General features: G+C 66.3%; 20 protein-coding genes. 7 read left to right on the forward strand and 13 right to left on the reverse strand.

What is annotated here, in order from left to right:
• Nucleotides 1–61: 61 nt before the first annotated feature.
• From dxs to ACNI3R_RS00035, 7 genes are all read right to left on the reverse strand, one after another.
• Nucleotides 62–1,981: a 1-deoxy-D-xylulose-5-phosphate synthase gene (dxs, locus tag ACNI3R_RS00005; RefSeq protein ID WP_426178851.1), complete on the reverse strand. Its 1,920-nt coding sequence runs from the start codon at nucleotides 1,979–1,981 to the stop codon at nucleotides 62–64.
• Between the two features lie 77 nt (nucleotides 1,982–2,058).
• Nucleotides 2,059–2,535 (reverse strand): Fur family transcriptional regulator, encoded by a 477-nt coding sequence (locus ACNI3R_RS00010; RefSeq protein ID WP_426178853.1) that lies wholly within the window; start codon nucleotides 2,533–2,535, stop codon nucleotides 2,059–2,061.
• Between the two features lie 30 nt (nucleotides 2,536–2,565).
• Nucleotides 2,566–2,949 carry a MerC domain-containing protein gene (locus ACNI3R_RS00015; protein ID WP_426178854.1) on the reverse strand — a complete coding sequence of 128 codons (384 nt, stop codon included), beginning with the start codon at nucleotides 2,947–2,949 and terminating at the stop codon, nucleotides 2,566–2,568.
• A 66-nt stretch (nucleotides 2,950–3,015) separates the two neighbouring features.
• Entirely contained in the window at nucleotides 3,016–4,632 is a 1,617-nt protein-coding gene (locus tag ACNI3R_RS00020) for a long-chain fatty acid--CoA ligase (RefSeq protein ID WP_426178856.1), read from the reverse strand.
• Nucleotides 4,633–4,740: 108 nt separating this feature from the next.
• The gene (gene mobA, locus ACNI3R_RS00025; protein WP_426178858.1) at nucleotides 4,741–5,280 is read right to left on the reverse strand and encodes a molybdenum cofactor guanylyltransferase; all 540 of its coding nucleotides are present in this window, start codon (nucleotides 5,278–5,280) and stop codon (nucleotides 4,741–4,743) included.
• Nucleotides 5,277–6,059, reverse strand: a complete 783-nt coding sequence (gene fdhD, locus ACNI3R_RS00030) for a formate dehydrogenase accessory sulfurtransferase FdhD (RefSeq protein ID WP_426178860.1) — start codon at nucleotides 6,057–6,059, stop codon at nucleotides 5,277–5,279. The genes mobA and fdhD overlap by 4 nt, the downstream gene beginning before the upstream one ends.
• 108 nt (nucleotides 6,060–6,167) lie before the next feature.
• Nucleotides 6,168–6,656 carry a hypothetical protein gene (locus ACNI3R_RS00035; RefSeq protein ID WP_426178861.1) on the reverse strand — a complete coding sequence of 163 codons (489 nt, stop codon included), beginning with the start codon at nucleotides 6,654–6,656 and terminating at the stop codon, nucleotides 6,168–6,170.
• Nucleotides 6,657–7,026: 370 nt separating this feature from the next.
• Here ACNI3R_RS00035 and ACNI3R_RS00040 point away from each other — a divergent pair, with 370 nt between their 5' ends.
• Together ACNI3R_RS00040 and ACNI3R_RS00045 are read left to right on the forward strand one after the other, a co-directional pair.
• The gene (locus ACNI3R_RS00040; protein WP_426180217.1) at nucleotides 7,027–9,723 is read left to right on the forward strand and encodes an adenylate/guanylate cyclase domain-containing protein; all 2,697 of its coding nucleotides are present in this window, start codon (nucleotides 7,027–7,029) and stop codon (nucleotides 9,721–9,723) included.
• A gap of 81 nt (nucleotides 9,724–9,804) precedes the next feature.
• On the forward strand, nucleotides 9,805–10,011 hold the full coding sequence (locus tag ACNI3R_RS00045; protein WP_426178863.1) for a DUF1737 domain-containing protein: 207 nt from the start codon (nucleotides 9,805–9,807) through the stop codon (nucleotides 10,009–10,011).
• A gap of 9 nt (nucleotides 10,012–10,020) precedes the next feature.
• Here ACNI3R_RS00045 and ACNI3R_RS00050 read toward each other — a convergent pair whose 3' ends face one another.
• From ACNI3R_RS00050 to ACNI3R_RS00060, 3 genes are read right to left on the reverse strand one after another with little or no spacing between them, the layout of a single operon-like run.
• Nucleotides 10,021–11,082 (reverse strand): phosphotransferase, encoded by a 1,062-nt coding sequence (locus ACNI3R_RS00050; RefSeq protein ID WP_426178864.1) that lies wholly within the window; start codon nucleotides 11,080–11,082, stop codon nucleotides 10,021–10,023.
• On the reverse strand, nucleotides 11,079–12,242 hold the full coding sequence (locus tag ACNI3R_RS00055; RefSeq protein ID WP_426178866.1) for an acyl-CoA dehydrogenase family protein: 1,164 nt from the start codon (nucleotides 12,240–12,242) through the stop codon (nucleotides 11,079–11,081). The genes ACNI3R_RS00050 and ACNI3R_RS00055 overlap by 4 nt, the downstream gene beginning before the upstream one ends.
• Nucleotides 12,243–12,255: 13 nt before the next feature.
• Entirely contained in the window at nucleotides 12,256–13,017 is a 762-nt protein-coding gene (locus ACNI3R_RS00060) for an SDR family NAD(P)-dependent oxidoreductase (protein WP_426178868.1), read from the reverse strand.
• A 60-nt stretch (nucleotides 13,018–13,077) separates the two neighbouring features.
• Between ACNI3R_RS00060 and ACNI3R_RS00065 the strand changes: the two genes are divergently transcribed.
• Complete coding sequence (locus ACNI3R_RS00065; protein WP_426178870.1) at nucleotides 13,078–13,758, forward strand: GntR family transcriptional regulator; 681 nt, start codon at nucleotides 13,078–13,080, stop codon at nucleotides 13,756–13,758.
• Here ACNI3R_RS00065 and ACNI3R_RS00070 read toward each other — a convergent pair.
• The gene (locus tag ACNI3R_RS00070; protein ID WP_426178871.1) at nucleotides 13,730–15,400 is read right to left on the reverse strand and encodes a hypothetical protein; all 1,671 of its coding nucleotides are present in this window, start codon (nucleotides 15,398–15,400) and stop codon (nucleotides 13,730–13,732) included. The genes ACNI3R_RS00065 and ACNI3R_RS00070 overlap by 29 nt on opposite strands.
• Before the next feature lie 103 nt (nucleotides 15,401–15,503).
• Here ACNI3R_RS00070 and ACNI3R_RS00075 point away from each other — a divergent pair, with 103 nt between their 5' ends.
• Nucleotides 15,504–16,523 (forward strand): acyltransferase family protein, encoded by a 1,020-nt coding sequence (locus ACNI3R_RS00075; protein WP_426178873.1) that lies wholly within the window; start codon nucleotides 15,504–15,506, stop codon nucleotides 16,521–16,523.
• Between the two features lie 9 nt (nucleotides 16,524–16,532).
• Here the strand turns inward: ACNI3R_RS00075 and ACNI3R_RS00080 are convergent, their stop codons facing one another.
• Both ACNI3R_RS00080 and ACNI3R_RS00085 read right to left on the reverse strand, forming a co-directional pair.
• Nucleotides 16,533–16,706 carry a hypothetical protein gene (locus ACNI3R_RS00080; protein ID WP_426178875.1) on the reverse strand — a complete coding sequence of 58 codons (174 nt, stop codon included), beginning with the start codon at nucleotides 16,704–16,706 and terminating at the stop codon, nucleotides 16,533–16,535.
• Between the two features lie 392 nt (nucleotides 16,707–17,098).
• Entirely contained in the window at nucleotides 17,099–18,094 is a 996-nt protein-coding gene (locus ACNI3R_RS00085) for a transporter (protein ID WP_426178876.1), read from the reverse strand.
• 104 nt (nucleotides 18,095–18,198) lie between these two features.
• On the opposite strand from ACNI3R_RS00085, the gene ACNI3R_RS00090 reads away from it, so the two are divergent.
• Genes ACNI3R_RS00090 through ACNI3R_RS00100 form a run of 3 tightly spaced genes read left to right on the forward strand, consistent with a single transcriptional unit; the run spans nucleotide 18,199 to nucleotide 21,685 of the window.
• The gene (locus ACNI3R_RS00090) at nucleotides 18,199–19,593 is read left to right on the forward strand and encodes a hypothetical protein (protein ID WP_426178878.1); all 1,395 of its coding nucleotides are present in this window, start codon (nucleotides 18,199–18,201) and stop codon (nucleotides 19,591–19,593) included.
• Nucleotides 19,590–21,176, forward strand: a complete 1,587-nt coding sequence (locus tag ACNI3R_RS00095; protein ID WP_426178880.1) for a hypothetical protein — start codon at nucleotides 19,590–19,592, stop codon at nucleotides 21,174–21,176. Before ACNI3R_RS00090 ends, ACNI3R_RS00095 begins: the two co-directional genes overlap by 4 nt.
• Complete coding sequence (locus ACNI3R_RS00100; protein WP_426178882.1) at nucleotides 21,173–21,685, forward strand: RNA polymerase sigma factor; 513 nt, start codon at nucleotides 21,173–21,175, stop codon at nucleotides 21,683–21,685. The genes ACNI3R_RS00095 and ACNI3R_RS00100 overlap by 4 nt, the downstream gene beginning before the upstream one ends.
• Nucleotides 21,686–21,704: the final 19 nt, after the last annotated feature.

Consider the following 21,704-nt stretch of genomic DNA (forward strand, 5'->3'; position numbering starts at 1 on the left):
CCCTTTTTAGCCAAACGGCCCATTGGGGCGCTTTACCCTTTCCCCCCCCCCCCCCCCCCCGTCAGGCGCTCTCTTCCAGCCCCTTGGCGTTGCGGTGCAGCGCCGCGAGCACCGTCGCGACGATCGAATCCGCGTCCAGCCCCGCCTCGGCATATTGCCGCTCCGGCTTGTCATGGTCCTGGAAGAGGTCGGGCAGGCGCATCGTGCGCAGTTTCAGCCCGGAATCGATCAGCCCCATGTCGGACGCCAGCGTCAGGACATGCGCGCCGAAGCCGCCGACGGCGCCTTCCTCGATCGTGATCGCCACCTCATGGGTGGTCAGCAGCCGCTGGACGAGCGCTTCGTCGAGCGGTTTCGCGAAGCGCAGGTCGGCGACCGTCGTCGACAGGCCCAGCGCTTCGAGCTGGTCGGCGGCGGTGATCGCATCCGCCAGACGCGTGCCGAGCGACAGGATCGCGACCTTCTTGCCCTCGCGGACGATCCGGCCCTTGCCGATCTCCAGCCGCTCGGGAACGGCGGGCATATCGACGCCGGTACCATTGCCGCGCGGATAGCGCAGAGCGATCGGACCGCTGTCGTGCAGCGCCGCCGTGTGGACCATGTGGACCAGTTCGGCTTCGTCGGCCGCCGCCATCACCACCATGTTCGGCAGGGTGGCCAGATAGGTGATGTCGAAGCTGCCCGCATGGGTCGCGCCATCGGCACCGACGAGGCCCGCCCGGTCGATCGCGAAGCGCACCGGCAGATTCTGGATCGCCACGTCGTGGACGATCTGATCATAGGCGCGCTGCAGGAAGGTCGAATAGATGGCGCAGAAGGGACGGAAGCCCTGCGCGGCGAGACCGGCTGCGAAGGTAACGGCATGCTGTTCGGCGATGCCTACGTCGAAGAGACGCTCGGGGAAGGCCTTGGCGAATTTGTCGAGGCCGGTGCCCGACGGCATCGCCGCCGTGATCGCGCAGATCTTGTCGTCGCGCTCGGCCGCAGCGACCAGCGCGTCGGCAAAGACGCCGGTATAGCTGGGCGGCCCCGGAGGCGCCTTGTCCTGCACGCCCGACACCACGTCGAACTTCTGCACGCCATGATATTTGTCGGCAGCCGCCTCGGCCGGGCCATAGCCCTTGCCCTTCTTGGTCACGACATGGATCAGGATCGGGCCGTGATCGCTGTCGCGGACATTCTCCAGGATCGGCAGCAGATGGTCGAGATTATGGCCGTCGACCGGCCCCACATAATAAAAGCCCAGTTCCTCGAACAGCGTGCCGCCGGTCGCCATGCCGCGGGCATATTCCTCGGACCGTTTCGCCAGCTCATGGATCGGGCGCGGCAGGCGCTGCGCCAGCCGCTTGGCGAACTCGCGCATCGACAGGAAGGGACGCGACGAGACGATCTTGGCGAGATAGGCCGACAGCGCGCCGACGGGGGGCGCGATCGACATGTCATTGTCGTTGAGGATGACGATCAGGCGGTTACCGGCCTGCCGCGCATTGTTCATCGCCTCATAGGCCATGCCGGCCGACATGGCGCCGTCGCCGATCACCGCGATCGCGCGGCCCGGCTTGCCCGCCAGCTTGTTCGCGACGGCGAAGCCCAGCGCGGCGGAGATCGAGGTCGAACTGTGCGCCGCCCCGAACGGATCATATTCGCTTTCGCTGCGCTTGGTGAAGCCGGACAGGCCCCCGCCCTGGCGCAGGGTGCGAATCCGGTCGCGACGACCGGTCAGGATCTTGTGCGGATAGGCCTGGTGGCCAACGTCCCAGATCAGGACATCCCTGGGCGTCTCGAACACATAATGGAGCGCCACGGTGAGTTCGACCACGCCGAGCCCGGCGCCGAGATGGCCGCCGGTCACCGAAACGGTGGAGATCATTTCCTCGCGCAGTTCGTCGGCCACTTGCCGCAGATCGGCATGTTTGAGCCGGCGAAGGTCGGAAGGCGACGAGACGGTGTCGAGAAGCGGTGTTACGGGCCGATCGTTCATCCGCTTTGCTTTAGACCGAATATCCGGAGGTGCCTAGCCATAGTGTCCAAAGGAACGGACAGTTGGGAAGCAACGTCTCAGGCGACGTCACCCTCGGAACAGGCCGCGCAGCTGCCTCGCACCTCGATGACCGGACGAAGCCGCGTGAAACCCGCCTTCTCGGCCGCCTGCCGCACTGCGCCGGTCAAGCCGTCGTCGTCGACATGGCTGGCCTGCCCGCAACTGTCGCAGACGAGGAAGATGCAGTCATGCGCGCAGTCGGGATGGGTGTTGGCGATATAGGCGTTGGCGCTCTCGACTCGCCGGGCGAGGTTGGCGGCTACGAAGACGTCGAGGATGCGATAGACGCTGTTGGCCGCGACGCGGCGGCCCGTCACCTTGGAGACGGATTCGGCGAGGTCATAGGCAGATGCCGGCTTGGCCGAACCGCTCAGCGCCGCGAATATCTGCGCACGCATCGGCGTCCACTGTTCGCCAGCCCGCTCGAACGCCCGCTGGGCAGCTTCCGCCAGCGATTCGCCTTCGTGATGCTCATGATGATGCGCTGCGCTCATGGGCGAGCATGTAAGCCGCCCCGCCCGCCGCTACAAGCCTCGGGCAGCGGCCCTGCGGTTGAGGAGGTGAGCGATGGCGACGCAACTGACGCCGGCCATGGTGAAACCCGCTTCCCAGAGTCCGTGCGGGACGCTCAGGGCCGCCGCCATCTGCGCGATGCCGAGCGTGCCGAGCAACATGGGTCCCCGACGACGATGCTGGAGGAAACCCCGGCCAAGGCCGATGATCGCGAGGACCAGAGCAATGACGAGGCCAGCTTCGTGGATGGCGGGATGAAGCAGCGCGCCGCCGGCTGCAGCAAGCATCGTCACGAAGATCACGCTGGCCGCGCAATGGACGAAACAGATAGCCGACAGGCCGATGGCCAGGCGGTCGAACAGGTCACGTCGGGGATTGGCGCGATTCAACAACATGTCTCCGTGGAGGCCATGCCATGTATGACCGCTCGTTACAACATATCATGTCCCAAAGGGCGGCTTTCAATCCCCCGCATCGAGCTTTCCTTCGGCGAACAGGCGCCGCAGCGCGACCTTGTCGAGCTTGCCCGTCGCGGTGTGGGGCAGCGATTCGACGAAGATGATCCGTTCGGGGAGCCACCACTTCGCGACGCGGCTCTCCAGAAAGGCGCGCAGCCCTGCCGCGTCCACCGTGCTGCCGGGCTTCCGCACCGCCACCACCAAAGGCCGTTCACCCCATTTTGCGTCGGCGACGCCGATCGCCGCAGCCTCGACGACATCCTCATGGCCGGACGCCTGATTTTCGAGTTCGACCGACGAGATCCACTCGCCGCCGGACTTGATCACGTCCTTGGTGCGGTCGGTGATCTGCATATAGCCATAGCCGTCGATCGTCGCGAGATCGCCCGTATCGAACCACCCCTCGGCGTCGAGCACATCGCCGCCCGCCCGCTTGAAATAATCGCGGACGACCGCGCAGCCACGCACCATCAGCCGGCCGGCGGTCCTGCCGTCGCGGGGAAGCTCGCGGCCATCCTCGTCGATGGTGCGCATCGCAACACCATAGAAGCCGGCGCCCTGCTTGAGCTTCATCGCCCGCCGTTCCTCGACGCTCAGCCCCTCCATGCCGGGCTTGGTCGTGCCGAAGGACCCGATCGGACTCATCTCGGTCATGCCCCAGGCATGGAACACCTCGATTCCCAACTCCGCCTCGAACGCCTCGATCATCCAGGCCGGGCAGGCCGCGCCGCCGACCACGACCCGCTCCAGCGCGGACGGCTTCCTTCCCCGACGACGCAATTCGTCGATCAGCCCGATCCACACCGTCGGCACGCCTGCGGTGCAGGTCACCCCCTCCTCCTCCAGCAAGTCGCACAGGCTGGCCCCATCGAGCCTCGGGCCCGGCATGACCAGCTTGGCGCCCGTCATCGGCGCGGAGAAGGCGATCGACCAGGCATTGGCGTGGAACATCGGCACGACCGGAAGCACGCAACTGGTCGCGCGGAAGCCGAGCACATCGGCGCCATGCGCCGTCAGCGAATGGAGGACGTTCGACCGATGGGTGTAGATCACCCCCTTGGGCGCGCCCGTCGTGCCCGACGTGTAGCAGAGACCGACCGGCGCCGTTTCCGGCACGTCGACCCAGCGAAAACCGGCATCCCCATCGGCAACAAGATCCTCGTAGCACAGCGCGTCGAGGCTGGTTTCAGGCATGTGTGTGCGATCTGTCATGAGGATCAACGTGCGGCCGCGCAGGCATCGGTCACGCAACCGTTCGAGCTGCGGCACGAAGCTCAGGTCGGCGAACAGCAGCCGGTCGTCGGCATCCTCGACGATCCAGGCGATCTGGTCGTCGGACAGGCGCGGGTTGATCGTGTGATAGATCGCCCCCACCCCGGCAATTCCATACCAGAGTTCGAGATGGCGATGCGTGTTCCAGGCCAGCGTCGCCACGCGGTCGCCGGTGCCGACACCAAGACGCTGGAGCGCGGACGCCACCTGCCGTGCGCGCCCGGCGATCGACGCATAATCGGTGCGATGGATCGATCCTTCGACCAGCCGGCTGACGACTTCGCGACTGCCATGCTCGCGCTCGGCATGATCGATGATCGACGAAACCAGCAGGGGCCAATCCTGCATGCCACCTTCCACCAAGGCTTCACATCCTCTGTCTGCCTGCGGTCTGTGCCGCTCGTCGCAGGGTTCGACAATTGCGCCGCGCCCGCAAGTAACAAAAGATGGACGGGTTCAGTCCTCGCCCGGCCGGAGCGCATCCAGATCGGACGGCCGGTTGATGTTGGCGATGCCGTCCCAGGAGATACGCTGGGCGCCGACCCGATCCGCCCAGGCCCGCACCGCATGTTTGCGATCTTCGCCGAGGAATGCGTCGAGGTCTGGCGCGAGGCGTGTCGGCCAGACGCCGATGACGGGCAGTGTCGCCAGATAGGCAGGCCCGTCCGATTGCAGCAACCGCGCGAACAGCCCGGCCGGCAGGCGCGGCGTGTCGCAACCCACGCTGATCACTCCATCGAATCCTTGGGTCCGGCCGTGATGGAGCGCGGCGCACAGGCCACCGAGCGGACCCATGTCGGCGGCGGGACGGTCCGGAATGAACAGGCTCCCCTGCCCCGCCCGGCCACAGATCGCCACCTGCTCGACCCAGGGTTGCAGCGCCTCGATCGCATGATCGATCAGCGCCACCCCGTGCAGGGGGGCGATCGCTTTGTCCGATCCGAATCGCGTCGACCGTCCTCCGGCGAGCACCGCCCCCAGCAAGCGTCTGGTCATGCGAGCAGCATCGCGTCCCCTCGCGCCAGGACGACGAGGCGCAGCCCCGCTTCCCGTGCACGGTCGACCGCAAGGGCGGTCGGAGCGGAGATCGCCACCAAAGTGGGGCAGCCTGCCAGCGCAGCCTTCTCGACCAATTCGAACGAGCAGCGCGAGGTGACGAGGGCAAAGCCGCCATCCCACCCCTGCCCTGCCCGCGCCATGGCGCCGATCAGCTTGTCGAGCGCATTGTGCCGGCCGACATCCTCGCGCACCAGACGGATCTCCCCGTCCGGTCCGCACGAGGCCGCCGCATGCATCGCCCCCGTCGCGCGGTTGAGCGGCTGCTTGTCGGCCAGCGCAGCCACCGCGCGGAACAGGGCCGCATCGGCCGGGGGCGGGCCTGCTTCGACGAGCGGCAGCGGGCGCAGCGCCTGTTCGAGATTTTCGATCCCGCACAGCCCGCAGGAGGATTCGGACAGGCGGTGGCGCACACGATCGGCCACGCGCGGCCGGCATTCGGGGGCGAGCGATGCGCGCAGGATGATGCCCCGGTCGACATCATGCGCTGAAATTTCGGCGATCTGCTCGGGCTGGTCGATCAACCGCTCGGCGAGACTGAAGCCCAGCACGAGGTCATCGAGATCGGCGGGCGTCGCCATCAGCACCGCATAGCCGAGCCCGTCATATTCAATCGCGACCGGCGTCTCTTCCGCGACGCACCGCGAAATCGGCTCGCCCGGTGCCGAGGCCGTGATCCGCGTGAAGGCGCGCTCGCCCAAGGGCGGAATGCTGGTCATGACCGGACGCCGTCTCCGCCATCGTCACTGCCAATCGGGCAGCGAAATCGTCCTGACAGGCGAAGGAAGGCTTGGGAAGAGGCGAGGGTCAGCCTCGCAGCGTCGGCCTTAGCGGCTATGGAAAGCCGTCAGCGCCACCGGCCGCACGCCGATCACCCGGTCGAGCTTGACGACCGAATAGTCGACATCCTCGTCGTCGCGCTGGCTGCCGTCGGACCAGGGCGCGTGGATATGCCGGATGCGCGCTGCGACGCGCACGCTGCCATCGGGATTGTCGAGCTGGAACAGGCAGTTCGCCGGATCGAGGCCCGCTTCTCCGGCCAGCGCGACGCTGCCCTCGGTGACCACGGTGTCCGACCCGCCGACCACCCAGCCGATGGTTTCGACCAGCACCTCGCGCGATCCGGCCGACAGGCAGACGAGGCGTCCGACGCCGGTCGCTTCGCTGTCCATCGGCCGGATCGGCTGTTCGACGCTGATCACCGGGCGATAGGCCGGGACCATGGCGTGAGCGCCACCCGAGGTCAGGCCTGCCGCAACGGTGGCGGCGGCCAGCAGACCGGTAACCGTATGAGCCAGCGGAGACGTTCGAGACATGGCGTTCGCGTCCTCGTCGTGGCGGTTGCGTCGGGGGGACGAAAGCGCCGGTGATGATGGTGACGAGCTATAGGGCAGCACCTTGGACGAGTTGCTAAAGAACATGGTTTCCCAAGGGTTAACGTCGCTTTTCCGGTTTCGGAGAGGCGATTTTGCGGCATAGACCCGATCTGGCTGTGCCGAAGATCACCGTCCGCTGCGGGAAGCCGGTCCATGGACAGGGGATCGAAAATAATCCCGCCAAACTTTTCTGGACAAGGAGCGTGCCAGAGCGGCAAACCGCAGGGGAAAGCAGGAGTGCACAGGCGAGCGGTGGGGAGGCGGACGAGCGAATGACAAACGTCGTGACCGCAGCTTTTCCGTGACCGAGATGAAGCCCGTCGAAACTGCCCGGGGTGCGGCGGCGGGACAGCCTTCTGCGCGGACGCTGTTCTGGCGGCTGGTCTGGCTCTACCAGGGCGGCTGCGCGGCAGCGATCGTGATCACGCTGGCGCTGGTGCTGTTCGGCCTCGAATTCAGCCTCGATCAATGGCTGATCATGATCGCGATGATGCCGATCGTCGTCGCCATCTACAATCTGTCGGACGTCTATCTGATCGTCCGCCATTACCGACCGATCGGGGCAGCGCTCGAATATCTCGATCAGGGCCGGGCGCCGCCACGCGACGTGGCGTCGGCAGCGGTCGTGCGCGCGCTCAACCTCCCCTTCTATTCCTTCATGCGGGTTACCTTCCTCCACGGCCCACTTGTCACGGTCATGGTCTGCATCGTCCTGCCCGCCGCCAATCTGATCGTCGATGCCGGCTATGAGATATGGCAGGTCACCGTATTCGCGGCGACCACCCTGTTTTTCGCTTCGCCGACCCACGCCATTTTCGAATATTTCGGCGTCAGCCGGGCGGTCGTACCGACCATCGTGCGCCTGTCCGAGGTGCTGGAAGGCGGCCTGCCCCCGGAATATCAGGCCCGCCTGATCTCGATCCGCCTGAAGAGCAAGCTGCTCTACCTGACGATCTTCGTCGCTGCCTTGCCGCTGGTCTTCTTCGCCGCATCGATCATCTTCAAGGTCCAGCGGATGTTCGTGCTGGAGGGCATCGACCCGACCGCCGAAATGATGATGCCGCTCTACATCTGGATCGTCGGCGTGGTGTGCATCTGCATGCTCGGCGGCGTGATGATGGCGCTGCTCACCGCCCGCGAAGTCTCCCGATCGGCCAGCCGGCTGATCGACGAAATGCGCATGGTCGAGCGCGGCGATCTGGAGCGGGTCCGGCTGCAGGTGGTTTCGACCGACGAATATGCCGACATCTTCCGCGGCTTCCAGCACATGGTAGAGGCGCTGCGCGAGGAGCAGCTGATCCTGGAGGTCAGCAACGACCTCGCGGGCGAACTGAAGCTCGAAATATTGATCGCGCGGATCATGCGGACAACCGCCGAACTGCTCAACGCCGAGCGCTCCACCCTGTTCGTCTATGACAAGAAGACCGACGAGCTCTTCTCGCTGTTCGCCGAGGGCGACCATATCCGCGAGATCCGCATACCCGCGAACCGGGGGATCGCGGGCGCGGTGTTCAGCAGCGGCATCGCCGAGAACATCGCCGATCCCTATGCCGATTCGCGCTTCAACCCCGATGTCGACAAGGCGACCGGTTTCGTTACCCGCTCGATCCTGTGCCAGCCGATCTTCGACAAACATGGTGGGCGGATCGGCGTCACGCAGATATTGAACAAGCGCGATGCGGCCGCTTTCACCGCGAAAGACGAGGCGCGGCTGCGCGCCTTCTCCGCCCAGATCGCGGTCTGTCTGGAGAATGCCCGGCTGTTCGACGACGTGCTCTACATGAAAAATTACAATGAGAGCATTCTCAAGAGCACCTCGAACGCGGTGATAACCTTCGACGACGAGGGTCGGATCGTCACCAGCAACGAAGCGGCGCAGCAGTTGATGGACGCCCCCGACGGACTGATCGGCGTTCCCGCCCGCACCGCCTTCTCCGGCGCCAATGAATGGATCGCCGAGCGACTGGAGCGTACCGATCGCGACCGCGAAACCTATCTGGCGGTCGATGCCGAATTGGTCGGCGCCGATGGGCGCGCCTCGTCGATCAACCTTACCGCTGCCCCGCTGGTCGACGCCAATGATGCGGTGATCGGATCGATGCTGGTGATGGAGGACATCACCACCGAGAAGCGCGTCCGCTCGACCATGGCGCGCTACATGTCGAAGGAGGTCGCCGACCAGCTGCTCGAGGCCGGCGAGAGCGAATTGTCGGGTAAGGACCAGACGGTCTCGATCCTCTTCTCCGACGTGCGCGGCTTTACGACAATCGCCGAGCGGATAGGCGCGCGCGACACGGTGACGATGCTCAACAGCTATTTCACCGAGATGGTAGACGTCATCTTCGCCAATAAGGGCATTCTCGACAAATATATCGGCGACGCGATCATGGCGCTGTTCGGAGCCCCCTTCGCCGGTGCCAATGATGCCGACAACGCTCTGGCCACGGCCAACCAGATGCTGGTGGCGCTCGCCGCGCTCAACCGGAAGCGCGTCAATGCTGGCGAACCGCCGATCGACATCGGCCTGGGCATCAGCACCGGCGACGTGATCGTCGGCAATATCGGTTCGATCAAGCGGATGGAATATACCGTCATAGGCGACAGCGTGAACCTCGCCTCGCGGCTGGAGGGCGCGAACAAGGCCTATGGCTCGAAGATCCTCTTCTCCGAATTCACCCATGCGCGGCTCGCCGATCCGCAGCTGGTCCGCGAGATCGATCTGATCCGGGTCAAGGGCAAGGACTTCCCCGTGGGCGTGTATGAATCGCTGGGCTATCGCGCCGGTGAGATCGATCGCGGTCTGGGCCGGATGCTCGAATATTATGCACAGGGGCTCGCAGCCTATCGCGCGATGGAATGGGCGGACGCCGAGCAGGCTTTCCTGAAAGCGCTGGTGGCGATGCCTGAGGACGGCCCCTCCACCATGTATGTCGAGCGCTGCCGTGCTTTTCTCAAGACGCCGCCCCAGCCTGACTGGGACGGGATCTGGACGCTGACCTCGAAATAGCAGGCGTGCCGCATATGGTTGCGAGCCGGTCGATATAGCCCCGCACTTCCCCCGCCGGCTGTCCTCGCTTAACAGAGCGTCATGCTGATCTACCGCTTCCTCACCGGCGTCGACGACTCCGCCTTTTGCCACAAGGTCACGAAAGCGCTGTCCGAGGGCTGGGCCCTGCACGGATCACCCAGCTATGCCTATGACGCGGGGCAACAGCGCATGATGTGCGGGCAGGCGGTCGTGCGCGAGGCGCCCGACCAGCCTTATGACCCGGACAAGAAGCTGGTCGATTACTGATCGCCGCGCTCAGTCGATCTGGGCGCGCGCGATCCTCGCCAGTTCGGGGAACATGCGGGCCCGATCGGCCGCCTTGGCCGATGCCGCCGTGCCCCGGATCACCCGTCCCTTGATGCCGTGAAAGATTGCGGCGAGGCGGAAGAAGTTGAACGCGGTATAGAAGCGATAGTCTTCAATCCCGTCGCGCCCGGTGCGGGCGCAATAGGCGGCCACATAATCCTCCTCGCTGGGAATGTTGAGCGCCGCGAGGTCGGCGCCCGCCAGCCCGGCCACGATATGCGGCGGCATGTGGTACATCATCGCATGGTAGGAGAAATCCGCCAGCGGATGCCCCAGCGTCGACAATTCCCAGTCGAGCACCGCCAGGACGCGCGGCTCGGTGGGGTGGAAGATCATATTGTCGATGCGGAAGTCGCCATGGACGATCGCGGTGTCGTCGCCCGCCGGGATGTGCGCCGGCAGCCATTCGATCAGCCGATCCATGTCGGGATCGCGGCCCGCGTCGACATCCTCGACATATTGCTTCGACCAGCGCCCGATCTGCCGCTCGAAATAATTGCCGGGCTTGCCGTAATCGGCCAGCCCGACCGCCGCATAATCGACATTGTGGAGCGCGGCCATGGTCGCGTTCATCGCGTCGAAATAGGCAGGCCGCTCCTCGCGCGAAACCTCGGGGATCGTGGCGTCCCAGAAGATGCGGCCCTCGACCAGGTCCATGATGTAGAACCAGGTGCCGATGACGCTGTCGTCGGTGCAGAGCGCGTGGACATGCGCGACGGGGAAGCCGGCCTTCTCCAGCCCTGTCAGCACCTTGGCCTCGCGCTCGACGGCATGCGCGCCCTTGAGCAGCTGCCCCGGCGGCTTGCGACGGAGCACATAGGACTTGCCCGGCGTCGCCAGCTTGTAGGTCGGGTTGGACTGCCCGCCCTTGAACTGCTCGACCGTCAGCGGCCCGGCAAAGCCGGGCACATGCTCCGCCATCCAGCGCGCCAGCGCCGCCTCGTCGAAGCGGAAGCCCTCGCGGACCGGCGTGGTGCCGCTGTTCTCGTCCTGCCCCGTCGCGCCCGTCATGCCTGGTTCGCCTTCGCATGGTCGCGCTTCAGCTTCTTCGCGAGCGACCATTTGTGGACTTCGGTCGGGCCGTCATAGATGCGGAAGGCGCGAAGCTCGCGGAAGATCTGTTCGACCACCGTGTCGCCCGAAACCCCGGTGCCGCCCATCACCTGAACGCAGCGGTCGGCGATACGGTAAAGCGCCTCGGACACGGCAACCTTCGCCATTGAGCTTTCGGCCGTGCCGAGCGAGCCACTATCGAGCACGCCGGCGCACCAGTCGATGATCAGCTCGCACTGGCGCAGCTCGATCATGTTCTCGGCCAGCATGAAACCGACGCCCTCATGGTCGATCAGTTTCTTGCCGAAGGCCTCGCGGCGACAGGCATAGTCGACCGCGATTTCCTGCGCACGGATCGTACCGCCCAGCCAGCGCATGCAGTGCGACAGCCGCGCGGGGCTCAGGCGGATCTGGGCATATTTGAAGCCCTCGCCGCTCGCCCCCAGCATCTGGTCGGCGGGCACGCGCAGATTGTCGATCGTCACGACGGCGTGGCCGCCCGGCATCGAATTGTCGATCGTGTCGAGGATGCGATCGAGCTTGATCGCCGGGTCGGGCAGATCGACGAGGAACATGCAGGCGCCATCCTCGGACTTCGCCATGACGATGCCGACCTTGGCGCCCTCGGCGCCGGTGATGAACGCCTTTCGGCCATTGATCACCCAATGATTGCCGTCGAGGTGGCAGGTCGTCCGCATCATCGACGGGTCCGATCCGGCGCCGCCCTCGGAAGCCGGCTCGGTCATGAAGAAGGCCGAGCGCCCTTCACCGGCAACGAGTTGTTCGAGGAAGCGCTTCTTGAGCTCCGGCGACCCGATCTTGCCGATCAGATACATATTGCCCTCGTCGGGGGCCATCGTATTGACCGCGACGGGGCCGAGCGGAGACAGGCCCGACTTGATCAGCACGATGGCCGTCTCGCGCTGCGTCAGATGCGAACCGTCGGGCAGGATGTGCGGCGTCATCAGCCCGGCCGCGCGCGCCTTTTCGCGCATTTCGAGGACGAGGTCCTCGGTGGGCCCATGGGCGGTCGAGCGCGGATCCTTCTCATAGGGAATGATCTGCTCCCGAACGAAGGTCTCGACCTTCGCCGCTATTGCCTGCGCGCGTTCCGTCATTTCCTGATCTCCTTCAAAGGCCGCTGACGGTGTGACCGCCATCGGCGACGATGACCGAACCGGTCATGTAAGATGAGGCGTCCGATGCGAGCAGCAGCAGCGGCCCGTCGAGATCGGAGGCAAGCCCCAGCCGGCGCTGGGGAATCCGCCGGAGCATCGCCTGCCCGGCTTCGGTCGACCAGAGCGACCGGTTGATGTCGGTTTCGATATAGCCGGGGCAGATGCAGTTCACCCGGATGCCGAAGCGGGCAAGTTCGAGCGCGGCGGATTTGGTCATCTGGACCACCGCTGCCTTCGAGGCCGCATAGGCCGACAGGTGCATGCCCTGGCGCAGCCCGAGAATCGAGGCGATGTTGATGATCGACCCGCCGCTGCCGCGGGCACGCATCGCGCGCGCCGCTGCCTGAGTTAGCAGGAACATGCCCTTGCTGTTGGTGTCGAGCGTGCGGTCCCAATCTTCCTCGCTCTGGTCGAGAAAGGGCTTGTCGATCGCGATGCCGGCGTTGTTCACAAAAATGTCGACCTGAGCCAGCAGCGGATCGATGGCCGCGATGCTCGCGGCGTCGGCGACATCCAGTGCCACCGTGTCGCATTCGCCGCCCGCACCTCGAATCCGCGCGGCGACGTCGGCCAGAGCGGCTTCACGCCGCGCACCGACGATCACCCTGGCGCCGGCCTCGGCCAGCGTCTGGGCGAAATGCGCGCCCAGGCCGCCAGACGCGCCGGTGACGAAGGCCGTCTTGCCGTTCAGCTGCAACAACTCGCTCGCGCCCATCGCCCGAATCCTCTCGATTTCGATCGACTATGGAACAGGATTGTGGAACAATCAATGGCGATGGCTGATCTCTCATCCAAATCGCCGGCGCGGCACTGGTCCGGACCCGAGCCCTCGGGTGCCGCCCGCAAGGTCTATCTCGGCATCATGCAGGAGCTGGAGCGTGGGCGGATGGTGCCGGGCCAGCGCCTCGTCGAAACCGAGCTGGCGCAGCGCTATGAGGTCGGCCGCAACGCGGTGCGCGAAGCGATGCAGCATCTCGCGGTGCGCGGTATCGTCGATCTCAGCCCGAACCGCTCCCCCGCGATCCGCCTGCTCGATCTCACCGAATGCCTGGAGGTGCTCGAAGTCGCGTCGGCGATGACGCGTCTCGCGGCGCGTTCGGCCGCCCAGGCCTATGACGCCGATGCCGCCGCCGCACTGGAAGCAGCGGTCGAGGACGTCGCCGAAGCCGCTGCGTCGGGCGAAGCCGCCGCATTCAGCCGCGCACGGCGCGGCTTCTACCGCTGTCTCCTCGCGATCGGCGGCAACCGAGAACTGCAGCGGCTGTTTCCCGCCATCGCGATGCACATCATCCACGCCCAATATCCGTCGCCCCGGCTCCAGGGCATCCGCCTTGCCGACTATCGCGCGATCGCGGCGGCGGTGGCAGGCGGCGATATGGAAGCGGCCGACCGCGCAGCGCTCGACCATGTCGAGACGGTGCGCGCGATCATCCTGGAACTCGCCCGTCAGGGTTGAGTGGCTCGGGCGCGCTGGGCTCGGCCGTTCCGTTGAAGTCGTAGCGCGTCGTGGCGCCCCAATAGCCGAACTCGATCCAGTCGACGGCGACCGGCAGCCGATAGGCATCGGGCTCTCCGAAGGCGCCGATCCACGCCGGACGACCATAGCCCGGCGGCGCGTCGGCGTCGCTATGACCCGCCGCCAGCCCGTCGACCGCCAGGTCGATTCCCGCCGCGCCCGCACTCAGCCGCGCGACATGCCATTGCCCGTCGGCCACCTTGCGCGATGTGGCGAGCGCCGGGAGTTCACCGCCGCTGCGCAGCCTGCCATCCGCCTCGACATAAAGATAGCCGCGCCCTGGGGCCCCCACCAGCACGCCCCGTTCCGCTACAGCCCCCTTCCTGATCAGGAAGCGCGCGCTCCAAGACCATTCCCCGCCCGGCGGCTGGACGTCCGGCGAGACGAAGGCGGGACCACCTGCAAGAGCCCGGGCACCGGCCACATCTGCGAAAGTTGCCCCTGCCCCCAGCCCCACGGCGGCCTCGCCCGCCGCGCTGCCGGCCATGCCGAGGCGCGCGGCATCCGCACTCTCGTCCACTCCGGCAAAGGCGCGCGAGAAATGCAGCGCCAATGTCCGCGCGCCGGCGTTGGATGGGTGGACGCCGTCGACCAGTTCCAGGTCATAGGGCTGGACATAGCGCGCGCCCATCGCCCGCGCCGCTTCGAAGCCGGCATGGCGTATCCTCTGCCAGTCGTCGGGCTTGCCCCAGATCATCGCCGTGACGTTCGGAATGGTGGCGATAGCCAGCTCGAACCGGTCGCCTAACGCCGGGTTGTGGCGCGCCATGATCGATCGTGCCGCGCGTAGCGAGAGAGCGAAGCGCGCGCCCGACATATGCGTCGCGGCGTCGGTATGGCCGATGATGCCGACCGCCCCCTCGAAGCCGCCCGCCTGGTCGAGCGCCGCGATCCAGCGAGAATATTCGCTCGCGTCCGGCGCGAGGAAGGCGGCGATCGATGTTGCCCCGGTCGCATGGCCGACGAGCGCCGTCGACACGCCAAGGCGCTTCGCCTGCTCTTCGAGAAAGACGGCGGCAAAGGCCGACCCATAGGGGCCATCGTCCGACGGGCGTGCCCAGCGCCCCGGCTGCGGCGCGAGCGCCCGGTCGTTGCTCGTCGCCCAGACGAAGAGATCGGGCGCGGGACGGATACCGAGATCGGCCAACGTCCTGTCACCCGGCGCGCGCCGCGTCATGAGCACGCCCAGCGACTGGGACGGCGCCTGGACGAAGACCGCGCCCATGTAGAGGGGGGTCTTGCCCTCGACCCACGGTCCCTCCGGCGCGCTCGCCAGATCGAGATAGAAACCGCCGCGCCGCGCCGCGACCCCGGTAATGCGGACCGTCGAGTGCCCGGCATCGACAACGGGCACTGCCTGCCAGCCGGGTTGCGAGATCGAACGGCCATCCAGCGCCCGCGTCCGGGCATAGAGCGGTCCGGCCGTGGACAGGTCAACCTCGACCGGGATCGCGCCCTCCCCCTTGCCGAACGCCCCACCAGCCATCGAAAGGCGCTGGAAGACGCGACTTTCGGCCAGCGGCGTCACCGCCAGCGAAGCACCGGCCGCTTGCGCACAGAGAGACGGGACGGCCGATGCCACCAGGAGCGCAAGTCCATGTCTCCAGCGCATCGTTGCCATTCCTCGCATCGATCCCATACACCGCCTAGTTGACCGCTCCCGATGCCCGGTGCAAGTCCGGGGCATGGGGCGATTGCAGACGATCGACGCGCTTCGTGGGGTCGCCGCGCTGTTCGTCCTGCTCGGCCATGCGGCCACCTTCTTCGACCTCCAGCACTTCCCGCGCTTCTGGCTCGCGGTCGACCTGTTCTTCCTGATCAGCGGCTATGTCCTGGCGGCCGTCTATGAACCGCGTTTTCGCGAGGGACTGACGGCGACGGCCTTCCTGAAGGCTCGCCTCCTGCGGCTCTACCCGCTCTACCTTGTCGGGCTGGTTGTGGGCATTATCAGCGCGATAGCGGCGCTGGCACTGAAGCGCGGCGATCTGTCGGCGGGGCAGTTCGTCGTCGCGGTGCTGTCCGGGCTGCTGATGCTCCCCTCGCCGACCTGGGCCGGCGACGACAGTCTCTTTCCACTGAACTTCCCCGCCTGGTCGCTCTTTTTCGAACTGGTCGCCAATCTGGCGCTGGCGCTGCTCTGGCGTCGCCTCACCACGCCCATGTTGCTTCTGATCGTCGCGACAAGCGCGGCGGGGATGCTCGCATATGGCGATCCTGGTGCCGGCGAGTCCTGGTCGAGCATCCTCGGCGGCATTCCCCGCGTCGGCTTTTCCTTCTTCCTGGGAGTCCTGATCCAGCGCTATCGACGCCCAAGCCGCAGCCCCGGATGGTCACCCTGGTTCGCGGTAGCAGGTCTGGCGACGGTGCTCTGGCTGAGAAACCTGCCAGGCGGCGCGCTGGCCGATTTCGCGACCGTCGTCCTGGTGTTCCCGGCAATCCTGTGGCTGGTGGCGGAGCGGGAGCCGAAGCTGAGCGACATGGCGCAAGCCCTGGGTGCGATGTCCTACCCGCTCTACGTTATTCACGCACCGCTGATCTCGATCATCACGCGCGGGATCGTGTTCTTTGGGCACAAGCCCGAGCCCATGGCCCCATGGCTGGGTATCGCAACCGTCCTGTCGCTCTGCGGGCTCGCGCTGCTTCTGGACCGCTTTTACGATCGATGGGCGCGGATGAAGATAGGGCGATGGATCACGCGGCGCTGAGTATCGCGCTCAGCTGCGCACGCGCAGTGCGTCCTCGATCGCCAGCGCCTCGCGCTCAAGCATCGACGCTATGTCGAGCAGCCGCGCAGCCTCGTCCCGCTCGTCCGCATTATGGGCTAGCAAGCGGGCCTTCGCAGCCTCGCGCCGCAACCGTGCAGCCGATCCCTTGTCCTTCTCGGCCATTCCCTCAGGCCACTCCGCAATCTGTCGATGAGTCCAGCGCGGGACGTCGTCGAAGCATCTGTGGGGAGGCACCGCGCGCAAAGCGCCGGGCGCAAGCGCGCGAGCGGATGACATCCTCTCTTGTGCGCTCGCCGTTCGGTCCCCTCTTGCGCATGCGTCTCCCCTGATCGCACATCCCCTGACACATCTGTTAAGCATGTCCATCGTCCGACACAATCGGTGCTTTGGCCCGTTCTGGACCAAGCTGGCTCAAATAATGACAATTGTTGTAACTTGACGCCGCCCTGCGGCTGGAGCCTGTTCACGATGGGCGAAGACGCTGCTTGTCGTTCGATGCCGCATTTTCCGAGCCGTTGACCGGATCCGGTCAACTTGAAGATGCTTCGGAATGGCTAGCGGCGCATGAAGCCCATCATGCGCAGTGCGACATAGGTCGCCCCCGCCGCACCGAAGGCGGTTACGGTGGCGAGAAGGGTACCGTGGCCCGATCCGGACCAGGGCAAGCCACCGGTGTTCATCCCGAACAATCCGGTCACGAAGGTTGCCGGCAGCAACAGAGCGGTCATGATCGACAGGATGTAAAGATTCTGGTTGGTGCGCTGATCGACCTGGGTGTCGATCTCCTCGCGCAATTGGCGCAGCTGGCGCTGGACGCCCAATGCGTCGGCGTCGAGCGATTGCAGCCGCTGCGACAGCTTCTCGACCGTCGGGCCCATAGCATCGGGCAATTCTTCGTCTTCCTCCAACCGGCGGAACACCCGGCCCATGCCTTCGACCGTGCGCTGAAGCCGCGCGAGCCGGCGGCGGATCGCGATCAGGCCGCGCGTATTGGGCGAGTTCAGATCGTCGAGAAAGGCGTCCTCGGCGCGCTGCACGTCATGGCTGAGGTCGCGCATCTCGGCGGCGACGCCTTCCATCACGGTGGCCGTCAGCAGATCGAGCGCGTCGGCCGGCTGGTCGATCCGCCGCCCCTGCGCCAGCCGGTTACGGACGATATCGGCCGAACGCATCGGATGCAGCCGCGCGGTGACGATCATCCGTCCGGTCAGCGCGAAGCGGATCGCGCCCACCTGCCCGCTGTCGCGGCCGTCAAAGTCTCGCTCCACATCATGGATGACGCAGCCGACCACGCCCTCGTCGATCAAGGCCCGCTGGTGATTGTCGCTGCCGAGCAGCAATTCCTTCACCTCGTCGGGCAGCTCGGCCTGCCGCTCGATCCACTTGGCACTGCCCTGATGTGCGAGGCTCAGATGGAACCAGCGAAACGCCTCGCTCGCCTCGTCACAGCTTTCGATCGCGCGGGCGCGGCCGGTGGTCCCGTCGAACGCATAGCCCCAGATCAATCCAGGGGTCGCGCCGAGCGGCAGCGGGGTCGGGCCTTTCGCCATGTCCGAAGTCATCCTGATTCCCGCGCTGATCTCGCACCCTTCATAATATGATTTGTTACGATTTCGACCGCTGGCTTCGGTCGATGGTTGCGATAGAAGCAGGCATGTCGCGCCCGCTTCCGCAGCTTGTTCCCAACTCCCCGCTGCCGTTCATCCTGCTGTTTCTCACCCTGTTGGGGCTGGGCGTCCGCATCGCGGCGGCGGCCGGGGATTATTGGCTGGACGAAGCCTGGTCGGCGATCTTCGCGCGCGATGCGGCGACCATCGGAGACGTGCTGTTCGCGATCAACCATGACAATAACCATCATCTGAACACGATGTGGCTGCGGACGGTCGGCTGGACCGCCTCGCCGATGCTCGGCCGCGCGCTTTCGATCCTGTGCGGGACGCTGGCGATCCCGGTCGCCGGCCTGATCGCGGCACAACGCGGGGTGGCGGCGGCGGGCTGCGCAGCGGCGCTGTTCGCCCTGTCGCCGATCCTTGTCACCTATGGGTCGGAGGCGCGCGGCTATGCACCGATGCTGCTCGCCCTGCTCGTCTCGATCCTGATCGTCGATCGCCAGATCGGCGGACGCCCCGTCCGCTATGGCGCCGAATGGTTCGGCCTGGCGGCGTTCATCGGCATGCTCGCGCATGTGTCGATGCTGTTCGGCGTCGCCGCGCTGGTCGGCTGGATGGTGATCGTCGAGGCCCGGAACATGCCACGGCGCGCGGCGCTGCGCATCACCCTGCTCTTCTCGGCCCGAGCGCTCGCGGCGGTCGCGGTCGTGCTGCTGATGATCTTCGCCGGGGCCGCCGCGAGTCCCGACGGGCTGCGCATGGGCAGCGTCACGCCCTTCTCGCTCGTCGCCTTCGTCGACGCGGTCGCACACATGCTCGCCTATACGGTCGGCTGGCCCTGGCTCGCCGGATCCTTGATGCTCGGGGTGCTGTTGCTGCCGCGCCTGGTGCGGCGCGAGCCGAGTCTGGCCGATCGCATGCCCTTCTTCCTGCTGGCGATCCTCGGCCTGCCGCTGCTGGTGCTGCTGTTCCAGCCCGACAACAGCGCCTATCCCCGCTATTATCTGCTGAGCGCGGTCGGGCTCCTGCTCCTCCTGCCCGAAATCCTCGTTCTGCGCCCGCGCTTCGGCACGATGCTGATCACGGTGGTGCTGGTCGGGTCGATCAGCGCCGACATCGTCATCGTAGAGAACCGCCGCGCCGATCCGGGCGCCGCGGTCGAGGCTATGATGCGCGAACAGCCGGGCGGCGGCTTCGTGCTGCTCGAACATGGCCGCGATGCGGCAGTGCTGCAGACTGCCGCCGGGCGCCGGGGTTACCCGCTGATCCTGAGCGAATCCTGCGTCCATGCCGACTTCTACTTCGTGCAGGAGGCTCCGCGCGGCGCGGGCTTCCCGCTTGCCGCCCTGCGCTGCGGACGCGCCTTCCAGCCGCTGGCCAGCGCGACGACCAAGGGCCTGTCGGGCATGGACTGGCAGTTATTCGCGCGGGCCCGATGACCGTGCGGGGCGACGACCGGCCATGGTGGATGCGCGGGGGACCGATGTTCGCGCTGGTCCTCCTGTCGCTCGTCCCCTTGCTTCAGCCGGGTCTGCCGCCGCTGACCGACCTGCCCGGCCATGTCGCCCGCTGGCACATCGCCACCGCCCCCGATGCGTCGCCGCTGCATCGCTATTTCTCGGTCGACTGGGTGTGGGTCGGCAATCTGGGCACCGACCTGCTGGCCTTGCCGCTGATCGGGCTTATCGGCCCGGTCGGTACCGGTCATGCCATCGCGATCCTGATCGTCGCGCTGAACGTCGGCGGGATGATCTGTCTCGCCCGCGCGGTGCACGGCCGGATGAACGAAGCATGCCTGTTCGCCCTGCCCCTCGCCTTCGCCTGGCCCTTCCAGATGGGCTTCGTCAATTTCGAGCTGGCACAGGGCCTCGCGCTGCTCTCACTCTCGGCATGGATCATCCTCGGTGAGCGGGGCCATCGCCGGATGCGGACCGCCCTGTCCGTCCCGCTCTCGCTCATCCTGTGGACCTGCCACAGTGCGGGCTGGGGTCTGTTCGGGCTGATGGCGTTCGGCACCGAGATCGCCGCCCGCCGCGAGCAGGGCCACCGCCTGTCGACTGCCCTGCAGGGGGCGATCATCGCCTGCCTGCCTCTCGCCGCGCCCCTGCTGCCGATGCTGTTGGCAGCGCCGGCCGGAACCGTCCCCAGCCCATCCGCCGACTGGTTCAACCTGCCCAACAAGCTGTTGTGGATCGCCTCGACCTTCCGTGACCGCTGGCAGTGGATCGATCTCGCCTCGCTCGGTGTCATCCTCTTCCTGCTCTATGTCGCGTGTCGCGATCCGCGCCTGCGCTTCTCGGCGCGCCTGCTGCTGCCCGCCGCGCTCGTCGCCGTTGCCTTCCTGATCCTGCCGCGCCTGATGATGGGCGGTGCCTATGTCGACATGCGGCTCGTGCCCGCGATCTGGACATTGCTGCTGCTGTCGGTTCGGCCGGCCGGCGATCCCCGCCTCGGCCGGGCGATCGCACTCGCAGGACTCGCCTTCCTCGCGGCGCGGACGCTGGCGGTGACATGGTCCTATGCCGAGCAGCTTGCCGAGCGCCGCACCGACCTCACCCTGCTCTCGCACATTCCGCGCGGATCGGCGGTGCTCGCGCTCAATTACCGCGCTTGCCTGCGCGAGTGGGCGGACGGGCGTGAGGACCACCTCCCCGCCTTCGCGATCATCGAGCGCGACGCCTTCGTCAACGAACAATGGGCGATAGCGGGGCAGCATATCCTGAAGGTGACCTATCCCGCAGCGGGGCCCTTTCAGGCGGACCCGAGCCAGCATGTCTATCCGTCCGCCTGCGCCGAGGAAGGCCGAAGCCTGACGCGCGCGCTCACGCTCTTCCCGCGCGGCGCCTTCGATCATGTCTGGCTGAGCGGAATCCGACTCAAGCAGCCAAGGCGTTTCGGCCTCGTAACCGTCTGGGGACAGGGAGGGTCGACGCTCTACGAAGTCGTTGGCAGCATGACGCTGCCGCGTGTAGAGCGCGGTCTCCCGGATACGGGGCTGAGTGGCGAGCGAGCGGGGACATGAGCGATACCGGCCTTGAGGCCGTCTTCCTGTCGAACCGGGAAAGGCTGCTCGGCTTCCTGCGCGCCCATGGCGCGGGGGATGCAGCCGAGGATCTTCTGCAGGAATTGTGGATCAAGATCACCGCAGCGCCGACCGGCCCGATCGCACAGCCCTTGTCCTATCTGTACCGCGCCGCCAACAACCTCATGCTCGACCGCTACCGCTCGCAACAGCAGGCGACCAAGCGCGACCATGACTGGACCGAAGCCGCAACCACCCTGCCCGGCATGTCCGATGAGCCGTCGACCGAGCGCAGACTGATCGCGCGTGAGCAGTTGTCGATCATGCAGCGGACGATCGACTCGCTCGGCGAACGGGCAGCGGCAATCTTCAGAAGGCACCGGATCGATGGCGTCGGGCAGCGCGACATCGCCCAGGAATTCGGCGTCAGCATCAGCACGGTCGAGAGCGACTTGCGCCGCGCCTATCGCACGGTGATCGAAACACGGAGGCGCTTCGATGAGGAATGACGGAAACGACTCCGTCCTG

The sequence above is a fragment of the Rhizorhabdus antheiae genome, assembly GCF_049889055.1.
Lineage (GTDB): Bacteria > Pseudomonadota > Alphaproteobacteria > Sphingomonadales > Sphingomonadaceae > Rhizorhabdus.

Bases quoted from the DNA above. Each gene is read 5' to 3' on its own strand.
- dxs (WP_426178851.1), bottom strand. From the start codon at position 1,981: ATGAACGATCGGCCCGTAACACCGCTTCTCGACACCGTCTCGTCGCCT.
- ACNI3R_RS00010 (WP_426178853.1), bottom strand. From the start codon at position 2,535: ATGAGCGCAGCGCATCATCATGAGCATCACGAAGGCGAATCGCTGGCG.
- ACNI3R_RS00015 (WP_426178854.1), bottom strand. From the start codon at position 2,949: ATGTTGTTGAATCGCGCCAATCCCCGACGTGACCTGTTCGACCGCCTG.
- ACNI3R_RS00020 (WP_426178856.1), bottom strand. From the start codon at position 4,632: ATGCAGGATTGGCCCCTGCTGGTTTCGTCGATCATCGATCATGCCGAG.
- mobA (WP_426178858.1), bottom strand. From the start codon at position 5,280: ATGACCAGACGCTTGCTGGGGGCGGTGCTCGCCGGAGGACGGTCGACG.
- fdhD (WP_426178860.1), bottom strand. From the start codon at position 6,059: ATGACCAGCATTCCGCCCTTGGGCGAGCGCGCCTTCACGCGGATCACG.
- ACNI3R_RS00035 (WP_426178861.1), bottom strand. From the start codon at position 6,656: ATGTCTCGAACGTCTCCGCTGGCTCATACGGTTACCGGTCTGCTGGCC.
- ACNI3R_RS00040 (WP_426180217.1), top strand. From the start codon at position 7,027: ATGAAGCCCGTCGAAACTGCCCGGGGTGCGGCGGCGGGACAGCCTTCT.
- ACNI3R_RS00045 (WP_426178863.1), top strand. From the start codon at position 9,805: ATGCTGATCTACCGCTTCCTCACCGGCGTCGACGACTCCGCCTTTTGC.
- ACNI3R_RS00050 (WP_426178864.1), bottom strand. From the start codon at position 11,082: ATGACGGGCGCGACGGGGCAGGACGAGAACAGCGGCACCACGCCGGTC.
- ACNI3R_RS00055 (WP_426178866.1), bottom strand. From the start codon at position 12,242: ATGACGGAACGCGCGCAGGCAATAGCGGCGAAGGTCGAGACCTTCGTT.
- ACNI3R_RS00060 (WP_426178868.1), bottom strand. From the start codon at position 13,017: ATGGGCGCGAGCGAGTTGTTGCAGCTGAACGGCAAGACGGCCTTCGTC.
- ACNI3R_RS00065 (WP_426178870.1), top strand. From the start codon at position 13,078: ATGGCTGATCTCTCATCCAAATCGCCGGCGCGGCACTGGTCCGGACCC.
- ACNI3R_RS00075 (WP_426178873.1), top strand. From the start codon at position 15,504: ATGGGGCGATTGCAGACGATCGACGCGCTTCGTGGGGTCGCCGCGCTG.
- ACNI3R_RS00080 (WP_426178875.1), bottom strand. From the start codon at position 16,706: ATGGCCGAGAAGGACAAGGGATCGGCTGCACGGTTGCGGCGCGAGGCT.
- ACNI3R_RS00085 (WP_426178876.1), bottom strand. From the start codon at position 18,094: ATGGCGAAAGGCCCGACCCCGCTGCCGCTCGGCGCGACCCCTGGATTG.
- ACNI3R_RS00090 (WP_426178878.1), top strand. From the start codon at position 18,199: ATGTCGCGCCCGCTTCCGCAGCTTGTTCCCAACTCCCCGCTGCCGTTC.
- ACNI3R_RS00095 (WP_426178880.1), top strand. From the start codon at position 19,590: ATGACCGTGCGGGGCGACGACCGGCCATGGTGGATGCGCGGGGGACCG.
- ACNI3R_RS00100 (WP_426178882.1), top strand. From the start codon at position 21,173: ATGAGCGATACCGGCCTTGAGGCCGTCTTCCTGTCGAACCGGGAAAGG.